Origin of the sequence: Rahnella sp. BIGb0603, from assembly GCF_024808755.1 — a bacterium.
GTDB lineage: Bacteria > Pseudomonadota > Gammaproteobacteria > Enterobacterales > Enterobacteriaceae > Rahnella > Rahnella contaminans.
Map to the genome: position 1 here is coordinate 188,932 of NZ_JANUEX010000003.1, position 16,503 is coordinate 205,434.

Sequence of the window (16,503 nt, forward strand, 5' to 3'; positions counted from 1 at the left end):
CCAGGAAAAAGATGTTCAACGCACAGCTTTAGTCGTCAACCGCCTGAATCAACGTGTCGTTAATCCATTGATTGACACTTTTACCTGATACTTCTGCGGCGACATTGATTGCTGCATGGACTTCCGGCTGAATACGCAGGCTTATTTTCCCGCTGGCCGGACGCTGAGGTTCGCGACCTTGCTCTGAACAATAGCTCAGGTAATCCTCCACGGCGTCTTCGAAAGCAAGCCTAAGGTCCGTGACATTATCAGCGTGAAAACCGATGACATCCTGAATTCCGGCTATACGACCGACGAGACATTTGTCTTCATCGCTGTATTCAATTTTTGCAGCATACCCCTGATAGGTCATAGTACTCATGGTTTTACTCCTATAGCCTCAAGGAATGTTTTGGCATCACGTACCTGATAAATTTTTGCTTCTTTCTCCGGGTGCGGTCGATGAAAAGAGGCAACAACATTATTGATTTCAAAACGAACCCGCGACCCTTTTCCTTCACTAACTTTGGCACCTAAGGCGATAAACAAAACTTCCATTTTTCTCCATTCCACCGCTGAAGATGTAGGCAAGGAAAAAATGAGATGTAACGTTTTCAGGTGTCCGCTATTAAGCATGTTCATGATTAGTCGATCCTTCGATAATGGCTGAGTCGCCAGAACATGAAAATGATATCATTATTTGATATCAAAAAGTATTCTTATCAATAAAAAAGGCAGCCCTCTGGCTGCCTCTCAAAAATGCTGACTAACGCGCCTGACTTAGTTTGACTGGAACAATTTGGTGTCGGTCGCCAGGCCATCGACGACAACTTTCAGATCATTGGCGGTCACTTTCTGGGTGTCGTTGGAGACTTGTTTACCAAACCCTTTACGGACAACTTTCATGACCGGTTTACCGGTGCTCGCGTCGATCAGCTCGCCTTCAAAGAATACTTCGGTATCGCGGGTACGGTGTCCGCTGGCGGTTTCAGCCCCGGCAATCACCAGTGCCACCGGGATCACTTCATAGAATTGCAGGCCTTCCGCTGATGTATTCACACCGGTAATCGCACCTTTGAAAATCAAAGTGCGCGGACCTGCATGATCGGTCAGTTGCAGGCGTTCTCCCATGGCCGGTTTCAGGCGGCTGTTGGCGTAATCCAGCACACCCTGCAGCGTTTCTTTACTGATTTGTGGAGTCGGTTGTGGTTCCGGATAGAATTTGATCGGCTCATACATCAGGTAAGAATAATTTGACGCTTTAAAGGAAGGATCAATCCAGCGCAGCACAGGTGTGCCTGATGCAGTTTTGGTTTCTTTAAGGTTGGAGTAATCGCCGAGGAAGCCAGAGAATTTTTCGCTCTGGGTTACATGGCTGGTACAGCCTGCAAGGAACAGGGCGCCGGTCACCAGTGCGGCCTGCATCAGTTTTATTTTTTTCATTCGTACCCTCGGAAATTTTAAGGAAGACAGAGTATGTATAGCACCGCTGTGGAATTTAACCTCTTAACTACAAAGAAAAATTGATGTTAGTCAGGATCGCGAAAAAATGGCCATACGCACAAATGATTAATGATCCAATTATTTGCAAGGTGAATGAAATAGATAATACTCACCTTTCGGACTTTCGCCGGTAGAGATAATGATCCAGCCTTTTGACAGATAAAAACCAACTGAATTTTTACTCTTTACCAGACATTTCAGAGAGCCTCTGCGGGTAAAGGTGGTCTCGGCGGCGTGCAACAAAGCCGAGCCTGCACCGGTCCCCTGAAACTGCGGATCGATAAACAGGTTATGCAGGAAATTCTCCTGTGTAAAAACAGAGGCAAATCCCAGCAGATGCCCGTCCCGTTCAGCGACCAGAATCTTTTCGCCGATGACCGCACGGTCAAAATCTTCCAGCTGAAAATCGTCTTCCAGCCATGTCCAGGTCTGTTTGCGTGAAGCCAAGTACAGCGTGCGCAAAAAGGGGCGATCGGCTTCTTCATAAGGCCGGATGTTAAGTGGGGATGTCAAAGAGTGAATTCCTTTGAAAATATGAGGGCAGAGAACGTTCACTTCACTGAGTCATACTGCCAGCGACTTTGCGGGAGTTCAATTTGGTTTGTGGTACACGTGTGATTTAATCAACAAAAAATTGATATTTCAACATTCGGTTGATATTGTGTTTGCATCTAATGCAATGGCGGACTACAACACCCATGCCCAAAATTCCACCAGACGCCACAGCCGAAAGAGCACTCGTTCTGAAAACGCTCTTCGCCTCCGTGGAGGCTCTCGCGGCGGCCATCGGCAACAATACTGAAATCGTAGTTCATGACCTGACAAATCCGTCGTCTTCCGTGCTGAAAATTGCCAATGGTCACGTTTCTGGCCGGGCGGTAGGGGATTCCATGTTCAGCGGCCCGGACGGTGATTTAGGATTCGCCGGTCTTCTCAACGCCCGGAATGCGGCTTCTCCATCCTCAGAACCGCTGGTTATTGCGGATTACACAACAGTGACCGCGAAAGGAACAAAACTGAAAAGCGCCACGACGGTTTATCGCGACGCGGAGGGCGTCGCATTTGCCAGCCTGTGTATCAACGTTGATCTCAGTGAAGTTGAAATTGCGCATGCGGCGCTCGGGCGCCTGCTCAGACAGTATTCTTCAGAAAATACGCCGCAAAATTCCCAAACCGATCTCGAGTCCATGATGGAAGAAATCATTGATTCTTCCCTGTCTCAGTCGGGGCGAGCGGGTAAACCGATGAATAAAAAAGAGAAACTCGAAGCCGTCAGAGTTATGCAGGATCGCGGGATGTTTATCGTCAAAGGCGGCGTTGAAAAGGCGGCCAGCAAATTGGGCGTTACCCGCTACACCATCTACAACTATCTGGATGAAATTAAGAAATCCGGTGGCGATGAATAGTGGTCACTTACAGTGAGGAGTCTGAAATGGAAATATCAATTTATCAGGTCGATGCGTTTGCATCGCAAAGTTTTAGTGGAAATCCGGCGGCCGTTTGCCCGTTGCCTCACTGGCTGGATGACAGCGTTTTAAGCAATATTGCCCGTGAAAATAATCTTTCCGAAACGGCTTTCTTCGTCAAAAACGGCGACCATTATGAGCTGCGCTGGTTCACGCCGGGCACCGAAGTGGATTTATGCGGTCATGCCACGCTGGCGACGGCGTGGGTGATAAGCCAGGCGCTGGGCGATAAATCCGCATCGTTGCGGTTTTCTACCCGCAGCGGAGATTTATGGGTGACCTGCCAGGATGAGGTTTTCCACATGGATTTCCCGGTGAAATCTCCGGTGTCTTTCACGCTGCCAGACGGACTCACTCAGGCACTTGGGCTGACAGCACCGATCACCGCGGTGCTTAAAACCGATGATATTATCATTGTGATTGAAGATGCTGCCGCACTGGAAGCCCTCGCGCCGGATTTCGCAGCGCTCAATGCTTTTGATACCCGTGGCGTGGTGGTCACCGCTGCGGGCAGTAATTTTGATTTTGTCTCCCGCTGGTTCGGGCCTCGCGTGGCGGTGAATGAAGATCCGGTTACCGGTTCAGCCCACACCTCGCTGGCACCGTATTGGTCGAAACGTCTGAATAAAACGCAGATGAACGCCCGGCAGGGCGGTGCGCGTAAAGGCGAACTGCAATGTGAAATGAGCGGAAATGATCGGGTGATTATCAGCGGCAAAGCGGCGCTGTATATGCGAGGTACTATTTATCTTAATTAAAATCTATCGCTTAAGTCCTCTCAATTAATTTTTTTCCAATAGCTAAGTTGTTTATATGACAGAGAAAAACAAACCGGTGGATCCCCGTGATTCACGGATAGTTTATATCACGCTGGCGGCTGTCTTAATTTTCTACGGCATGTTGCTGATATCAAACTTCTGATTTTACGTCTGAATCGAGGAATTCATTATGCTCACAGGGACCTTACCTTTTCCCAAAGTCCGTAAAAGCGGCAATCTTTATTTTGTTTCCGGCGAAGTACCGATTACCGCGGAAGGCACAACGCCCGCCGGAATTGAAGCGCAGACCCATTTGGTATTTTCGAAAATAGCCGGATCGCTTAAAGAATATAACCTGACACTCGATGATGCTGTTTCCGTGAATATTTACCTGACCGATAAGAAAGATTTCAAAGCCTTTAACGAGGCGTATGTAAAACATTTCAACGCGCCATATCCTGCCCGGACAACAGTTTGCGTGGAACTTCTGGTCGATGTTTTACTGGAAATTAACCTTATTGCGTCGGCGGCGAAATAACACGCTGTACGAAAAATCCTGATTGACCTTCTCAGGCTCGCCACCAATAATGCTTCCTTGACTCGGGGTGCCGCTCTTGCAAAAGAACGGCTGAGATTTTACCCGTATTACCTGATCTGGATTATGCCAGCGTAGGGAAGTCAGGTATCTCTCCCGATACCGCCTTCTTTAGCGCCGGTGGGGAGAACTATGAATACCCGACCTTCCGTGTTTCCCGGCGCAACAGCCGCCGCTTCTTTACGACAACTTCGTGCCTCCGCGCCGCTGGTTCACTGCCTGACCAACGATGTGGTGCAATCCTTTACGGCCAATGTTCTACTGGCGCTCGGTGCCTCACCGGCAATGGTGACTGACCCGGCTGAAGCCGCGCAGTTCAGCGCGGTGGCCGATGCCTTACTGGTGAATGTCGGCACGCTGACCCGTCCTCATGCTGAGGCGATGCTGGCAGCGATTCACGCAGCAAATCAGGCCGGAAAACCCTGGGTGCTGGATCCGGTTGCCGTCGGCGGCCTGAGCTGGCGCAAGGAGTTTTGCCTTGAACTCATCAAACTTACACCCGCCGCCATCCGCGGAAACGCCTCTGAAATCCGTGCGCTTAGCGGCCTGAGTGCGTCCGGGCGTGGCGTAGACAGCGGCGATGATTCGCTGTCTGCCTTACCGGCTGCACAGCAACTGGCGCTGGAAACCGGCGCGGTGGTGGCTGTCACCGGTGAAACTGATTACGTCACCGACGGCGAACGCAGCTGGTCTGTTCCCGGCGGACATCTGATGATGACCCGCATCGTCGGCACCGGTTGTTCGTTATCAGCGGTTGTTGCGGCGTTTGCCGCATTGCCCGGCAAACGTCTGGATAACGTTGCCGCGGCATGTCGCGTCATGTCTTGTGCCGGTGAGCGTGCCTGCGCAGTGGTGAAAGGGCCGGGCAGCTTCACACCAGAGTTTCTCGATAACCTGTATTTGATGCGCGAAGAGTGGCTGAACGGGGAAAAAATCGGATGAAAAGAATCAATGCCCTGACCATAGCAGGTACTGACCCGAGCGGCGGCGCGGGGATCCAGGCAGATCTCAAAACCTTCTCGGCGCTTGGCGCGTATGGCACGAGCGTTATCACGGCGCTGGTGGCGCAAAATACCCGTGGCGTGCAGTCTGTTTACAACATTGAGCCGGATTTCGTGGCCGCGCAGCTCGATTCCGTACTCAGCGACGTGCGAATCGACAGCACTAAAATCGGCATGCTGGCGAACAGCCAGATTGTTGAAGCGGTCGCTGAAAGGCTTAAGTATTATCAGCCGCCTTTTGTGGTGCTTGATACCGTCATGCTGGCGAAAAGTGGCGATCCGCTGCTGTTGCCGGAGGCCGTTGACGCCGTGCGCCGTTTGCTGATTCCGCAGGTTTCAATTATTACCCCCAATCTGCCGGAAGCCGCTGCGTTACTGGAATGCCCGGTGGCGCTGACTGAAGCAGAAATGCGTGAACAGGGCGAAGCGTTACTGGCGATGGGATGTGAAGCGGTGCTGATGAAAGGCGGTCATCTGCGTGATGAAGAAAGCCCGGACTGGTTGTTTATGACCGGTTCACGCGAGCGGTTTACCGCACCGCGCGTGAATACCCGGCACACGCACGGAACGGGGTGTACATTATCGGCCGCGCTGGCGGCACTGCGACCGCGGCATAACAACTGGGCCGATACCATACGCGAAGCAAAAGATTATCTCCAGCAGGCACTGATGCAGGCCGACTCACTGGAAGTCGGCCACGGCATCGGGCCTGTGCATCATTTCCACCGCTGGTGGTAAAACCGCTCAGGCGCGGCGCTGGGTTTCGCTCAGCGCCTCTTCTGCCTGGTGATACATCGTCAGCGCCTGTTGCAGATGCACGGCGTCAAACGGGTTTAGCGGGTAGAATTTCGCTTCTTTGCGCGGTCGCAGCATTACACGGATCTTCGTGGCCGAAACACGCTCAAACCGGTAGCTGGCAATATCCTGATTTTCCTCATCTTTCCACGACAGCAACAGCGCCGCGTGCTCACCGGTACGACGCCCGATAAACTGTTCGTGCAGCCACAATCCTTCGCATTCACCGTCTTTTTGCAGCTTCTTGCCGCTGAACCACGCGGATTCTGCCTGCATCAGCAGCGACTGTGGCGTGATTTCTTCACGCAGCTTGCGCCACAGTGGCTGGTTATTCTCCATCTGCCAGCAAGCCATGCCGAGATAATCATTCAGCTCACGCCAGTCGCTTTCCAGCTGCTCTTTCAGCTCAGGTTCCTGAATATGCATAAACTGTTGCAGACCGGTAGCCTGTTCACCCAGCTTGTTGTAAGCAATTACGGTCATGGTACGTGGCTTGCGGCGAAACGTAATCCACAACAGAAATTTGGGAATGCGGAAGGTAATGGCCTGAATGGTCAGTTTATAGCGGTTGCCGCGTGACATGACAATTCCGTTAGACGTCCCGCGTTTGTCCTGATAATTCCTCACCAGTACCACACTGTTCTGACCCATCCAGCCCGTGACGTAGTGCTCTTTTTCGCTTTCAGCCACGTCCAGATCGCGCACGACCTGGCTGATTTTCTCGACATCGAGCTGCGATAAGGACAGCGACTGATCTGCGCTGTAGTAGCTTTTTTTCAGGGGGGATGCAGAAGGCATAAAAGTATCCACGATATTGATGTGGTTTACAGCTTACACCAAGTTGTCATACAAATTTTGGGGCTACGCCGCAAAACGGGCATCTTTTTCGGATTACGTTAGCCATGATGACGAAATTTTCCGAGGCGTCTCGTATTACACCGTCTGAATACAAGGAAAAGTTTATGGGTAAGCCCGTTCAGTTAACACCACGCGAGCTAGAGCTGGTGGATATGCGCGTTGGCTATTTGAGATATTGTGGAGAGAACTACAGCAGTCTGGATGACGATAAACTTGGCGCATTTGGTCCGCCGGAAGCCTTCTACCATCCGCAGAAGGACTGGACCAAACTTCCCTGAAACGCGTTGTACCCCGCCCGCTGGCATTGCGCTAAAACGCGGGGAAAACTGTTTTTCCAGATCTATTCCGCATCAAACCAGTCGCTGTTTTGCTCAGCAATGGGCGTGATGGTGGAAATCATCTCCTGCAAATGGATGCGGATGGCTTTTTCGGCCGCGTCCGGATCGTGCGCTTTCAGTCCGTCAAAAATGGCGTAGTGCTGCGCGATGAGATTTTCCGGCGGCGACACTTTACTGAGCGTCAGAAACCGTACGCGATCCATCGTGGCTTTAATGTGCTCGACGGTTTCCCACGCCAGGCGGCAGTCAATAATCTGCGCGATGGTGCGGTGAAATTCATCGTCGAGTAACAGGAATTCCTGTGTTTGCTGGCTTTTTGCCGCCAGCGTCTGCCGTTCAAGATTGTGCTCCAGCAGCGCGAGATCTTTATCCGTCGCGACCATGGCGGCGCGGCGGACGACGGCGGTTTCAACGGCTTCACGAATAAAACGGCCGTCGGCCACCCGTTTGGAAGAAATTTTCATCACGTAAGTGCCGCGCTGTGGCAGAACCTGTACCAGCCCGGCTTCAGCCAGTTTAATAAAGGCTTCGCGAACCGGCTGGCGGGAAACATTAAAACGCGTGGAAATTTCTTTCTCCGACAGGAACGCCCCCGGTGCGATGGCACAGGTGACAATGTCCTGACGCAAGGTGCGGTAAATCTGCTGATTTACCGGCACATTACTGAGAAATTCAAAGGAGTCTGTCATGGGCTAAATTTGTCTTCAGAATCAGGAGAAGATAATACTAACATGAGTTTTCTCAGGATTTTGAGATTGTTAGCGCAAGGTTTTATCAAATTATTGGGAATTAATATGCTCGCGGCAATAGAGTTTTTTATAGGCCGCTGGCGTAATCCCCAGCAGCTTGCGAAAAACCCGACGAAAATAGGCCACGTCGTTAAACCCTGTCTGCCGGGCAACATCCGCAACATTGCCGGTATTACTTAGCAGTAGTTTTTCGGCCGCCGCAACCCGGTGTTTATGCAACGCATCCGTCAGCGTCATCTGAAATGTCAGGCGGAAAACCCGCCCGAGATAATCAGCGTTGCAGTGTAATCGGTCTGCCAGCTCAGAGGCCCCGAGCGGCAGATGATACTGGGTGGTAATCAGCTCACGTGCCTTGTACGCCAGCGCGACACCCGGACCGCCGGGTTCCAGATTTTCAGGCCAGGCGCGGGAGACTTCCTGCAACAATAAAATCAGAAACAGCTCCAGCGAATTTCCGCCGCGCTCCTGCTCATATAAAAATAATCTGAACAGGGTTAACAATGTTTCGGTGTCTCTGACCTTACAGTGTTGTGGAATATCCAGCTGTAAAGAGGGATTAATTTGCTGTGATTTAATTATTGTCGTATTTTTCACAATATCAAAGTGCAGCCAATAAAACTTTAACTCAGGATCAAACGTCGTCACGCCTTTATGTTCCCTGCCGGGAAATAACAGTAAACTTTCTCCTTCATGTAAATCAAAACGGGTATTTTCTTCCTGAAGGGAAAGTGTGCCACGCACAACGTAAATCAGCTCGTGCGAACTGAGTTGCCGGGTCGGATGTGTCCCCATTCCGCGGGAAATAAACAAACCGCCATTCTGAACTTTAACCGGATAATTAACGGAAAATGAAAGCATTTCAGGCACTCATCGGGCAGGTCATGCCTGACATTAGCACAGCGGACGCGCTCTGCCAGCAGGCAGACTGGAGGGTTTGATCTGCTTCACAGATTCTGTCTGTGAGTCGGAATTGTCCCGTTTAACTACTTTATCCTCCTCTTGTTGGTTTGAGAGCCCTGTGCCAGATTGAAGGCGTACCTTATTTATCTCCCGACTGATATTCAATTTCAGCCTTATTTAACACGTTCCTGAAGCTTATAAATAACGATATAAAAGCGAGGAAAATACAATGCCAACCGATTCTATAAATACCGGCTCATCGCCGGTACGAGGCACTGACGTCATTGTGTCTGCAAACACCAAACTTTCGGTCAGTGAGAAAATCGGCTATGGATTAGGTGATGCCGGAGGCACGATAATTACCTGTCTCATTGGCAGTTTTCTCACCTTTTTCTATACCGACGTATTCGGGCTGACGCCTGCTATTGTCGGCACACTGTTTATTTCACTGCGCGTCATTGATGCAATTTCCGATCCGTTAATGGGGGTTCTGGCCGACCGGACGCAAAGCCGCTGGGGCCGTTTTCGCCCGTGGCAGTTGTGGATTGCGCTGCCGATCGGCGTGGTCGGTTTTCTGACGTTTACGGTGCCGGGTTTCAGTGGTGACGCCAAAATTGCCTATGCGTTTTTCACCTATTTTCTGTTATCCATTTCTTACACCGCGATTAACGTGCCGTATTGCGCTCTGATCAACACCATGACGACGGATCACCGCGAGGTGATGTCCTGTCAGTCCTGGCGCTTTGTCTTGTGCGGTGTGGCTGGTTTTCTGGTGTCGGTCGGATTGCCGTGGCTGGTGCAGGTGCTGGGAAAAGGCAATGCGGCGGTGGGTTATCAGCAGGGCGTAGGTTTGCTGTGTGCGGTTGCCGTGGTGATGTTCCTGTGGTGCTTCTTTGCCGTGCGGGAACGCCTGCCGCTGGCGCTGCTCGGGCAGTTCAGCGTCCGTGAGCACATTCGCGGAATGCTGAAAAATGACCAGCTTTTGCTGGTATTGTTGATGTCTTTCCTGCTGATCAACGTGTTCAATCTGCGCGGCGGCGGTTATATGTACTTCATCACGTACGTGCTGAAAGGCGGCGCAGGTTACGCCTCGATGTTCTTCGGTATGGTGACGCTGGCGTCGATTCTCGGGGCGGTGATCGTCAATCAACTGACAAAGTTCATCGACAGCGTGCGTCTCTACATGCTGACCAATCTGGTGCTGGCGGTGTTTTCCCTGCTGTTGTGGTTCGTGCCAGTGGGCGAACAGTGGCAGACCCTCTGGCTGGGCATCATTTTCGTCCATTGCGTCATTCTTGGCTTTACGCTGCCGCTGCACTTTTCACTGATGGCGTTTGCCGACGACTACGGCCACTGGAAAAACGGCATCCGTTCTTCCGGCATGAACTTCGCCTTCAACCTTTTCTTCATCAAACTTGCGTGGGCATCCAGCGCCGGGATCATCAGCCTGGTCTTCGTGCTGGTTTCTTATCAGGCCGGTGCAGATCACCAGACCGCAGCCTCGCTCGGCGGTATCACACTTCTCGAAACCCTGCTGCCTGCGGCGATGCATTTGCTGCTGGCGGGCACTCTGATTTTCTGCAAGCTCAACAACACATTGCTGACGCGCATGTCGCGTGGGCTGGCGGCCAAAATTTAAATGACAATAACGATTCAGGAGGTTGTATGTCTTTTTCTCCGGTTGATTCTTTAGAAGTGCCTTTGCACAAGGTGAATATTTCCGATGCGTTCTGGCTGGAATACCAGCGTCTGGTGAAAGATGTGGTCGTGCCGTATCAGTGGAAAGCGTTGAACGATGAAGTGGCGGATGCGGAGCCGAGCCACGCCATTGAAAATTTCCGTATCGCGGCAGGGCAGAGCGATGGCGAATTTTATGGGATGGTTTTTCAGGACAGCGATGTCGCTAAATGGCTGGAAGCCGTGGGCTATTTGCTGGCGAAAACGCCGGATCCGGAGCTTGAAGAAACCGCTGACCGCGTCATTGAGCTGGTCGGTGCGGTGCAGCAACCGGACGGTTATCTGAATACCTATTTCACGGTTAAGGAGCCGCAGCAGCGCTGGACAAATCTGGCGGAATGTCACGAGCTTTACTGCGCCGGACATCTGATTGAAGCAGGCGTCGCCTACGCGCAGGCCACCGGAAAAACGCGTTTGCTGGAAATCGTGTGTAAGCTTGCCGACCATATTGGTGACGTTTTCGGGCCGGGCGAGAAGCAGCTGCACGGCTATCCCGGTCACCCGGAAATCGAGCTGGCATTGATGCGTTTATACGAAGAAACCGGCGAAACGCGCTATCTCGAACTCACGCGTTATTTCGTCGAACAGCGCGGTGCGCAGCCGCATTTCTACGATATCGAGTATGAAAGACGCGGCAGAACGTCGCACTGGAATACCTACGGTCCGGCGTGGATGGTGAAGGATAAAGCCTACAGCCAGGCACATTTGCCGGTGGCATTGCAGACCACGGCTATCGGGCATGCCGTGCGGTTTGTGTATTTATACGCTGGCGTCGCGCATCTGGCGCGGCTGAGTCAGGATCAGGAAAAACGCGAAGTCTGTCAGCGCTTATGGGAAAACATGACGCAGCGGCAGATGTACATCACCGGTTCTATCGGCTCGCAAAGCAGCGGCGAAGCGTTTTCATCGGATTATGATTTGCCTAACGATACGGCGTATACCGAAACCTGCGCGTCGATTGGCCTGATGATGTTTGCCAACCGCATGTTGCAGCTCGACGCCGACAGCCGTTACGGCGATGTCATGGAGCGCGCGCTTTACAACACGGTGCTTGCCGGCATGGCGCTCGATGGCAAACATTTCTTCTACGTCAATCCACTGGAAGTCCACCCGAAAAGCATTCCCTTCAACCATATTTATGACCATGTAAAACCGGTCCGTCAGCGCTGGTTTGGCTGCGCCTGTTGCCCGCCCAATATTGCGCGGCTGCTGGCGTCTCTCGGTCATTACATATACACCCAGCGACCGGACGGCGTGGACATCAATCTCTACATCGGCAGCGATGTCGAAGCCATGATTGGCGGTAAGCCGCTGCGCCTCAAACAATCCGGCGGCTATCCGTGGGCTGAAAATGTGCTGATTGAAGTCGATACCGGTGAACCGCTCGACGCCACGCTGGCGCTGCGTTTACCCGACTGGTGCGCCAGCCCGCAGGTGACGCTTAACGGCAAGCCGCTGGACGTCGCCGCCCGTACTTCGCGTGGATATTTGCGTCTGACGCAGGAATGGCAAAAAGGGGATCGCATTGAGATGACGTTACCGATGCCGGTCACGCGTGTGAAAGGCAATGCGCTGTTGCGGCATGTCGCCGGGAAAGTCGCGGTGCAGCGCGGGCCGCTGGTTTACTGCCTCGAGCAGGCCGACAACGGCAGTGAATTGCATAACATCTGTTTGCCGCAACATGCGCAGTTCCGCCTGATTGCGGGCAGCGGAATATTTGCCGGTAAAACGCTTTTACAAACGCAGGGTGAGCGAAGGACATCAAACCACGCAGAGCAGCAACCGCTTTACCGTTTCAACCCGGCCACTGAAGAGGCGGTGCCGCAAACCATGACGTTCGTGCCGTACTTTACCTGGGCAAACCGCGGAGAAGGGGAGATGCGCGTCTGGGTTGATGAGGCGTAACCCGACATCCTTCAGGCTGCCGTTTCGGGCAGCCTGAAGTGATCCGTGCGGGATTACTGTTTCCAGCTGTGGTATTCACTCTTTCTTCTGCCGGGCGCGGTTTCCGGCAGCAGGGCAAGGCCGATCACTGAGATGGCGCCGAGAACAATCATATATATCGCCAGCCCGTGATAATCGCCGCCGGTCATTTGCAGGATTTTCACCGCCACCAGCCCGAGAATTCCGCTGCCGATGAGTGATCCGATCTGCCAGATTAACGCAATGCCACTGCAACGGATCCGCGTCGGGAACAATTCAGGGAAATATGAGGCCTGCGGCGCGTAACACATGCTGTGGCCGAAAGTCAGCGCGAGGATCATGGCAATCTGTGTTATCCAGAACGTGTCCATTTTCAGGGCCAGAAAGAAGGGAATGATTCCCACCGCCAGCAGCACCGCGCCGGCCATATACACCGGCTTACGGCCAATATGATCGGAGAGTTTGCCCATCATCGGGATGGCGAATATCTCCAGAATGACGGCTACAATCATGGTTTGCAGCAGGATACTTTCGCTCAGATGATTGGCCTTACCGAATGCCAGCACAATGACCGTGAACATGGCGAATGCGCAGGCTTCGATCAGTTTGGCGCACACGCCTTTGACGATGATCCCCGGATACAATTTGATGACTTCCACGACCGGACGCGATTCCACCGCTTTGGTTTTACGAATTTCAGTAAACACCGGCGATTCATCAATCCGCAGACGGATGAACAGCCCGACGATCACCAGCAACAGGCTGAGCAGGAAGGGAATACGCCAGCCCCAGTCAAGCATTTGTGCGGCAGATAACTGCGATGTCAGCAGCGCAAATAAGGCCGACGGCAGAAGAAAGCCCAGCGGTGCGCCGATTTGTACCCAGCTGGCAAAAAAGCCCCGGCGTCCCGGCGGGGAATATTCGGCAGTCATCAGCACGGCGCCTGCTTGTTCTCCGCCCACGCCAAACCCCTGCAATACGCGGATTAAAATCAGCAGAACCGGTGCCCAGAACCCGATTTTTTCGTAAGTCGGCAGCAGGCCGATGCAGAAAGTCCCTAAACCGACAATCAGAATAGTGATCACCAGCGCTTTTTTGCGTCCGACTTTGTCGCCAATATGGCCAAAAACAATGCCGCCTAACGGACGGGCAAGAAACCCGACGGCGTACGTGGCGAAAGCGGCCAGCGTGCTGATCAGCGGGTCGTGGCTCGGGAAAAACAGCTGACCGAAAAACAGAACGGCCGCCGTGCCGTAGGCAAAAAAGTCGTAATATTCGGCAGCGGTGCCGATAGCGGAAGCGGCTGCGACGCGTCTTAATAATCCACGCTGTTCTTTTTCGGCAGCTTCAGAGAGAGGCTGCGATGAAATCTGTGACATGGTGAAATACTCCGGATAAACAGCAACAGTGTCGGCAAAATGCCGCGCCTTTTAGTCACGCGCGGCATTTTCATTCAGAACGTTAGCCGTGGGATAATTTAGTGGCTGGTGAATGCTTTGGGGCTTTAATCACAAAGAACACCAGAATCGCGCCGAGTGCGGCGACGCCGCCTGCGAGAATAAAGGCGCTGTCGAAATGACCGGTGTTTTGCACAATAAAGCCTGTTACGACCGGCCCGACGATACCTGAAACGCTGCCGACCAGATGGATAAAGCCGCTCGTGCCGCCAACGCGGGATTTATGCACGACGTCCTGAATAATCGCCCAGTAAATTGCGCCGGTGGTATACAGGAAGAAAATAGAAACAGACATCAGTACCACGGCAGGAACCACGCTGGTGACGATACCGGCCAGTGCGACGCAAATAGCGGCGGCAGACAGGCTGAAGACCAGAATAATTTTGCGCGACAGCAGTAAGCGGCCGGTAATATTGAAAATCTTATCGGAGATATAACCGCCCAGCGCCAGACCGACGAATCCGACAATCCACGGGATCACGGTAGTCAGGCTCATTTCTTTAATATTCAGGCCGTGTGCCTGAACCAGATAAGACGGGAACCAGCTGAGGAAGAAGAACAAAATATAGTTGTAGCAGAAGAAGGCAAACGCCGTGACCAGAATAATTGGCTGGCGTAAATAATATCCCAGACCATGCGCGGCGTGCGCCAGATCGTCTTCTTCGCTGATATTTTCATTCTTCATCTCATCGACTAAACGTAATTCTTCCGGCGAGACGCGTTTACTTTTCAGCGGATTATCCGCCACGGTAAAGAACCAGATTGCCATCCACACAATCCCGATGGCGGCAATCACCATAAAGGCCGGACGCCAGCCAAAAGACAGCGCAAGATAGCCGACGATCGGCCCGGCAACGGCGCCGCCCAGAGGCGAACCGGCGCTGAGAAGCCCTACCGCGGTGGCGGCTTTTTTCTTCGGGAACCAGCCGTTAATCATCTTATTGGCGGAAGCGCAGATCGGGCCTTCGGCCATACCGAATAATACCCGCAATATCAGCATGGAATAAAAGCCGGTGGCGATGGCAGTCATTCCGCAAAATAGAGACCACAGCCCGACGGCTAATCCCATCACGACCGTTGGCCCGAATTTATCGACGGCCAGACCACCAATGAAATTGAATATGGCATAACCAAAGAAGAAACTGCCGAATATTATCCCGAACTGCTCAGGATTAATGGTCAGTTCTTTTTCTATCATCGGTACCGTAATAGACAACGCTACACGGTCGAGATAGTTGATCATATAAACCATGAACAGCAGGAATACGATGATCCAGCGTAGGTTCTTAAACATAGGTAAGGTGCTCCACTTGGTGTTGTTTTAATAGTGTTGCGTTCTTTGTAGGTAGAATATGAGGTACGGTTTGCGGAAAGATTTAAAAATCCTCCCGCAGTTTCAAACAATTAAAATAAAAACGGTCTTCAGAACGTCAGCAGAACTTTGCAGCAGGAACGTTGATCTTTTTCAAACAGCGTCAGTGCAGCTTCCACATCTCCGGCGGGCATCCAGTGCGTCACCAGTTTTTCAGGCGTGATTTTTCCCTGTTCCATCCATTCAATGACCTGCGGGAACCGGTGACTGTTCAGGCGCGAAGAGAACAGCGAAATCTCTTTGCTGGTAATACTTTGCTGCGTGATGGTGCTCGGCTCGCCAGAGAAGCCCATCATGCCGATACGCGCGGCCGGTGAAGCCAGCAAAATGGCTTCCTGCAAAATCGCCGGATGGCAGGCAGCATCAACGATAATCGTCGGGCGCACGCCTTCAGCGGACAGCACCTCAGCCACATTGCGTTCGCTGTTATTGATGGTCCAGTCGGCACCGCTGTCGAGTGCCATATGCAGACGTTCTTCAATGCGATCGGTGACGATCACATTCTTAACGCCGTACACACCTTTCAGCACCTGAATCACCGTCAGCCCCATCGGGCCTGCGCCGTACACCAGCGCGGTATCCTGCGGAGTCGGTTTCAAAAATGCCGTGATATTGGCGGCAATGGTGAAAGGTTCGACCATGCTGGCGAGTTTGTCAGGAATGGATGCCGGGACGTTATAGGCGTTTTTCGCCGGGGCGCAGGCGTAATCGCTGAAACCGCCGTCGCGGTGAACGCCGATCACCTGTAACTCGTTGCAGACATTAGGCCGCCCGACGGAGCACGGATAGCAATGTCCGCAGCTTACCACCGGGTCAATGACCACACGTTCGCCGATGCGTGCCGTATCAACGCCTTCACCGACGCTGTCGATATGGCCGAAGAACTCATGGCCGATAACGCGCGGGTATTTCGCGAACGGATTGTGGCCGTGATAAATGTGGACATCAGAGCCGCAGATGCCTGCGTAACTCACCCGAACTCGTACCTCGCCGGCGGCAGGTACCGGCAAAGCACGTTGCTCGATGACTAATTTTCCCGGTTCTTGTATCACGACGCTGTTCATTTTTCGTT

Annotated in this window: 18 protein-coding genes and 1 riboswitch; of the genes, 8 read left to right on the top strand and 10 right to left on the bottom strand. The window is 52.5% G+C overall.

The window, feature by feature from the left end:
* Positions 1 to 28: 28 nt before the first annotated feature.
* The 4 genes from M2403_RS09210 to M2403_RS09225 all read right to left on the bottom strand — a co-directional run bounded on the left by M2403_RS09210 (position 29) and on the right by M2403_RS09225 (position 1,995).
* Positions 29 to 361: a type II toxin-antitoxin system HicB family antitoxin gene (locus tag M2403_RS09210; RefSeq protein ID WP_259228980.1), complete on the bottom strand. Its 333-nt coding sequence runs from the start codon at positions 359 to 361 to the stop codon at positions 29 to 31.
* Positions 358 to 621: a type II toxin-antitoxin system HicA family toxin gene (locus M2403_RS09215; protein ID WP_152324555.1), complete on the bottom strand. Its 264-nt coding sequence runs from the start codon at positions 619 to 621 to the stop codon at positions 358 to 360. Before M2403_RS09215 ends, M2403_RS09210 begins: the two co-directional genes overlap by 4 nt.
* A 138-nt stretch (positions 622 to 759) precedes the next feature.
* A complete protein-coding gene (locus tag M2403_RS09220; protein ID WP_165058475.1) occupies positions 760 to 1,422 on the bottom strand; it encodes a DUF3313 domain-containing protein in 663 nt (220 codons plus the stop codon).
* Between the two features lie 138 nt (positions 1,423 to 1,560).
* On the bottom strand, positions 1,561 to 1,995 hold the full coding sequence (locus M2403_RS09225; RefSeq protein WP_152324553.1) for a GNAT family N-acetyltransferase: 435 nt from the start codon (positions 1,993 to 1,995) through the stop codon (positions 1,561 to 1,563).
* A gap of 185 nt (positions 1,996 to 2,180) precedes the next feature.
* Between M2403_RS09225 and M2403_RS09230 the strand changes: the two genes are divergently transcribed.
* From M2403_RS09230 to thiD, 5 genes are all read left to right on the top strand, one after another.
* Positions 2,181 to 2,888, top strand: a complete 708-nt coding sequence (locus M2403_RS09230; protein WP_259228981.1) for a transcriptional regulator — start codon at positions 2,181 to 2,183, stop codon at positions 2,886 to 2,888.
* A 26-nt stretch (positions 2,889 to 2,914) separates the two neighbouring features.
* Positions 2,915 to 3,706, top strand: coding sequence for a PhzF family phenazine biosynthesis protein (locus tag M2403_RS09235; protein WP_259228982.1), 792 nt, complete (start codon positions 2,915 to 2,917; stop codon positions 3,704 to 3,706).
* 190 nt (positions 3,707 to 3,896) lie between these two features.
* Complete coding sequence (locus M2403_RS09240) at positions 3,897 to 4,244, top strand: RidA family protein (protein ID WP_259228983.1); 348 nt, start codon at positions 3,897 to 3,899, stop codon at positions 4,242 to 4,244.
* A 53-nt stretch (positions 4,245 to 4,297) separates the two neighbouring features.
* Positions 4,298 to 4,399, top strand: a riboswitch (TPP riboswitch).
* 34 nt (positions 4,400 to 4,433) lie between these two features.
* Complete coding sequence (gene thiM, locus M2403_RS09245; RefSeq protein WP_259228984.1) at positions 4,434 to 5,243, top strand: hydroxyethylthiazole kinase; 810 nt, start codon at positions 4,434 to 4,436, stop codon at positions 5,241 to 5,243.
* Positions 5,240 to 6,040: a bifunctional hydroxymethylpyrimidine kinase/phosphomethylpyrimidine kinase gene (gene thiD / locus M2403_RS09250; protein WP_259228985.1), complete on the top strand. Its 801-nt coding sequence runs from the start codon at positions 5,240 to 5,242 to the stop codon at positions 6,038 to 6,040. The genes thiM and thiD overlap by 4 nt, the downstream gene beginning before the upstream one ends.
* A gap of 6 nt (positions 6,041 to 6,046) precedes the next feature.
* Here thiD and M2403_RS09255 read toward each other — a convergent pair whose 3' ends face one another.
* Positions 6,047 to 6,895: a hypothetical protein gene (locus tag M2403_RS09255; RefSeq protein WP_152324547.1), complete on the bottom strand. Its 849-nt coding sequence runs from the start codon at positions 6,893 to 6,895 to the stop codon at positions 6,047 to 6,049.
* A 104-nt stretch (positions 6,896 to 6,999) separates the two neighbouring features.
* Between M2403_RS09255 and M2403_RS09260 the strand changes: the two genes are divergently transcribed.
* Entirely contained in the window at positions 7,000 to 7,233 is a 234-nt protein-coding gene (locus M2403_RS09260; RefSeq protein WP_217153544.1) for a hypothetical protein, read from the top strand.
* Between the two features lie 62 nt (positions 7,234 to 7,295).
* On the opposite strand, the gene M2403_RS09265 is transcribed toward M2403_RS09260, so the two are convergent.
* The gene (locus M2403_RS09265) at positions 7,296 to 7,982 is read right to left on the bottom strand and encodes a GntR family transcriptional regulator (protein WP_013574394.1); all 687 of its coding nucleotides are present in this window, start codon (positions 7,980 to 7,982) and stop codon (positions 7,296 to 7,298) included.
* 90 nt (positions 7,983 to 8,072) lie between these two features.
* Positions 8,073 to 8,900, bottom strand: a complete 828-nt coding sequence (locus tag M2403_RS09270) for an AraC family transcriptional regulator (protein WP_193333083.1) — start codon at positions 8,898 to 8,900, stop codon at positions 8,073 to 8,075.
* Between the two features lie 271 nt (positions 8,901 to 9,171).
* On the opposite strand from M2403_RS09270, the gene M2403_RS09275 reads away from it, so the two are divergent.
* Together M2403_RS09275 and M2403_RS09280 are read left to right on the top strand one after the other, a co-directional pair.
* Positions 9,172 to 10,581 carry an MFS transporter gene (locus M2403_RS09275; RefSeq protein WP_259228986.1) on the top strand — a complete coding sequence of 470 codons (1,410 nt, stop codon included), beginning with the start codon at positions 9,172 to 9,174 and terminating at the stop codon, positions 10,579 to 10,581.
* Positions 10,582 to 10,607: 26 nt separating this feature from the next.
* Positions 10,608 to 12,584 carry a glycoside hydrolase family 127 protein gene (locus tag M2403_RS09280; RefSeq protein ID WP_259228987.1) on the top strand — a complete coding sequence of 659 codons (1,977 nt, stop codon included), beginning with the start codon at positions 10,608 to 10,610 and terminating at the stop codon, positions 12,582 to 12,584.
* A gap of 53 nt (positions 12,585 to 12,637) precedes the next feature.
* Here the strand turns inward: M2403_RS09280 and M2403_RS09285 are convergent, their stop codons facing one another.
* The 3 genes from M2403_RS09285 to M2403_RS09295 form a co-directional block, all read right to left on the bottom strand.
* The gene (locus tag M2403_RS09285) at positions 12,638 to 13,981 is read right to left on the bottom strand and encodes an MFS transporter (RefSeq protein ID WP_152324543.1); all 1,344 of its coding nucleotides are present in this window, start codon (positions 13,979 to 13,981) and stop codon (positions 12,638 to 12,640) included.
* Positions 13,982 to 14,063: 82 nt separating this feature from the next.
* Positions 14,064 to 15,353, bottom strand: coding sequence for an MFS transporter (locus tag M2403_RS09290; RefSeq protein WP_165058456.1), 1,290 nt, complete (start codon positions 15,351 to 15,353; stop codon positions 14,064 to 14,066).
* A 128-nt stretch (positions 15,354 to 15,481) separates the two neighbouring features.
* The gene (locus M2403_RS09295) at positions 15,482 to 16,495 is read right to left on the bottom strand and encodes a Zn-dependent oxidoreductase (protein WP_152324541.1); all 1,014 of its coding nucleotides are present in this window, start codon (positions 16,493 to 16,495) and stop codon (positions 15,482 to 15,484) included.
* Positions 16,496 to 16,503: the final 8 nt, after the last annotated feature.

Bases quoted from the DNA above. Each gene is read 5' to 3' on its own strand.
- thiM (WP_259228984.1), top strand. From the start codon at position 4,434: ATGAATACCCGACCTTCCGTGTTTCCCGGCGCAACAGCCGCCGCTTCT.
- M2403_RS09265 (WP_013574394.1), bottom strand. From the start codon at position 7,982: ATGACAGACTCCTTTGAATTTCTCAGTAATGTGCCGGTAAATCAGCAG.
- M2403_RS09235 (WP_259228982.1), top strand. From the start codon at position 2,915: ATGGAAATATCAATTTATCAGGTCGATGCGTTTGCATCGCAAAGTTTT.
- M2403_RS09215 (WP_152324555.1), bottom strand. From the start codon at position 621: ATGAACATGCTTAATAGCGGACACCTGAAAACGTTACATCTCATTTTT.
- M2403_RS09260 (WP_217153544.1), top strand. From the start codon at position 7,000: ATGATGACGAAATTTTCCGAGGCGTCTCGTATTACACCGTCTGAATAC.
- M2403_RS09220 (WP_165058475.1), bottom strand. From the start codon at position 1,422: ATGAAAAAAATAAAACTGATGCAGGCCGCACTGGTGACCGGCGCCCTG.
- M2403_RS09210 (WP_259228980.1), bottom strand. From the start codon at position 361: ATGAGTACTATGACCTATCAGGGGTATGCTGCAAAAATTGAATACAGC.
- M2403_RS09270 (WP_193333083.1), bottom strand. From the start codon at position 8,900: ATGCTTTCATTTTCCGTTAATTATCCGGTTAAAGTTCAGAATGGCGGT.
- M2403_RS09275 (WP_259228986.1), top strand. From the start codon at position 9,172: ATGCCAACCGATTCTATAAATACCGGCTCATCGCCGGTACGAGGCACT.
- M2403_RS09255 (WP_152324547.1), bottom strand. From the start codon at position 6,895: ATGCCTTCTGCATCCCCCCTGAAAAAAAGCTACTACAGCGCAGATCAG.
- M2403_RS09290 (WP_165058456.1), bottom strand. From the start codon at position 15,353: ATGTTTAAGAACCTACGCTGGATCATCGTATTCCTGCTGTTCATGGTT.
- M2403_RS09280 (WP_259228987.1), top strand. From the start codon at position 10,608: ATGTCTTTTTCTCCGGTTGATTCTTTAGAAGTGCCTTTGCACAAGGTG.
- M2403_RS09230 (WP_259228981.1), top strand. From the start codon at position 2,181: ATGCCCAAAATTCCACCAGACGCCACAGCCGAAAGAGCACTCGTTCTG.
- thiD (WP_259228985.1), top strand. From the start codon at position 5,240: ATGAAAAGAATCAATGCCCTGACCATAGCAGGTACTGACCCGAGCGGC.
- M2403_RS09295 (WP_152324541.1), bottom strand. From the start codon at position 16,495: ATGAACAGCGTCGTGATACAAGAACCGGGAAAATTAGTCATCGAGCAA.
- M2403_RS09240 (WP_259228983.1), top strand. From the start codon at position 3,897: ATGCTCACAGGGACCTTACCTTTTCCCAAAGTCCGTAAAAGCGGCAAT.
- M2403_RS09285 (WP_152324543.1), bottom strand. From the start codon at position 13,981: ATGTCACAGATTTCATCGCAGCCTCTCTCTGAAGCTGCCGAAAAAGAA.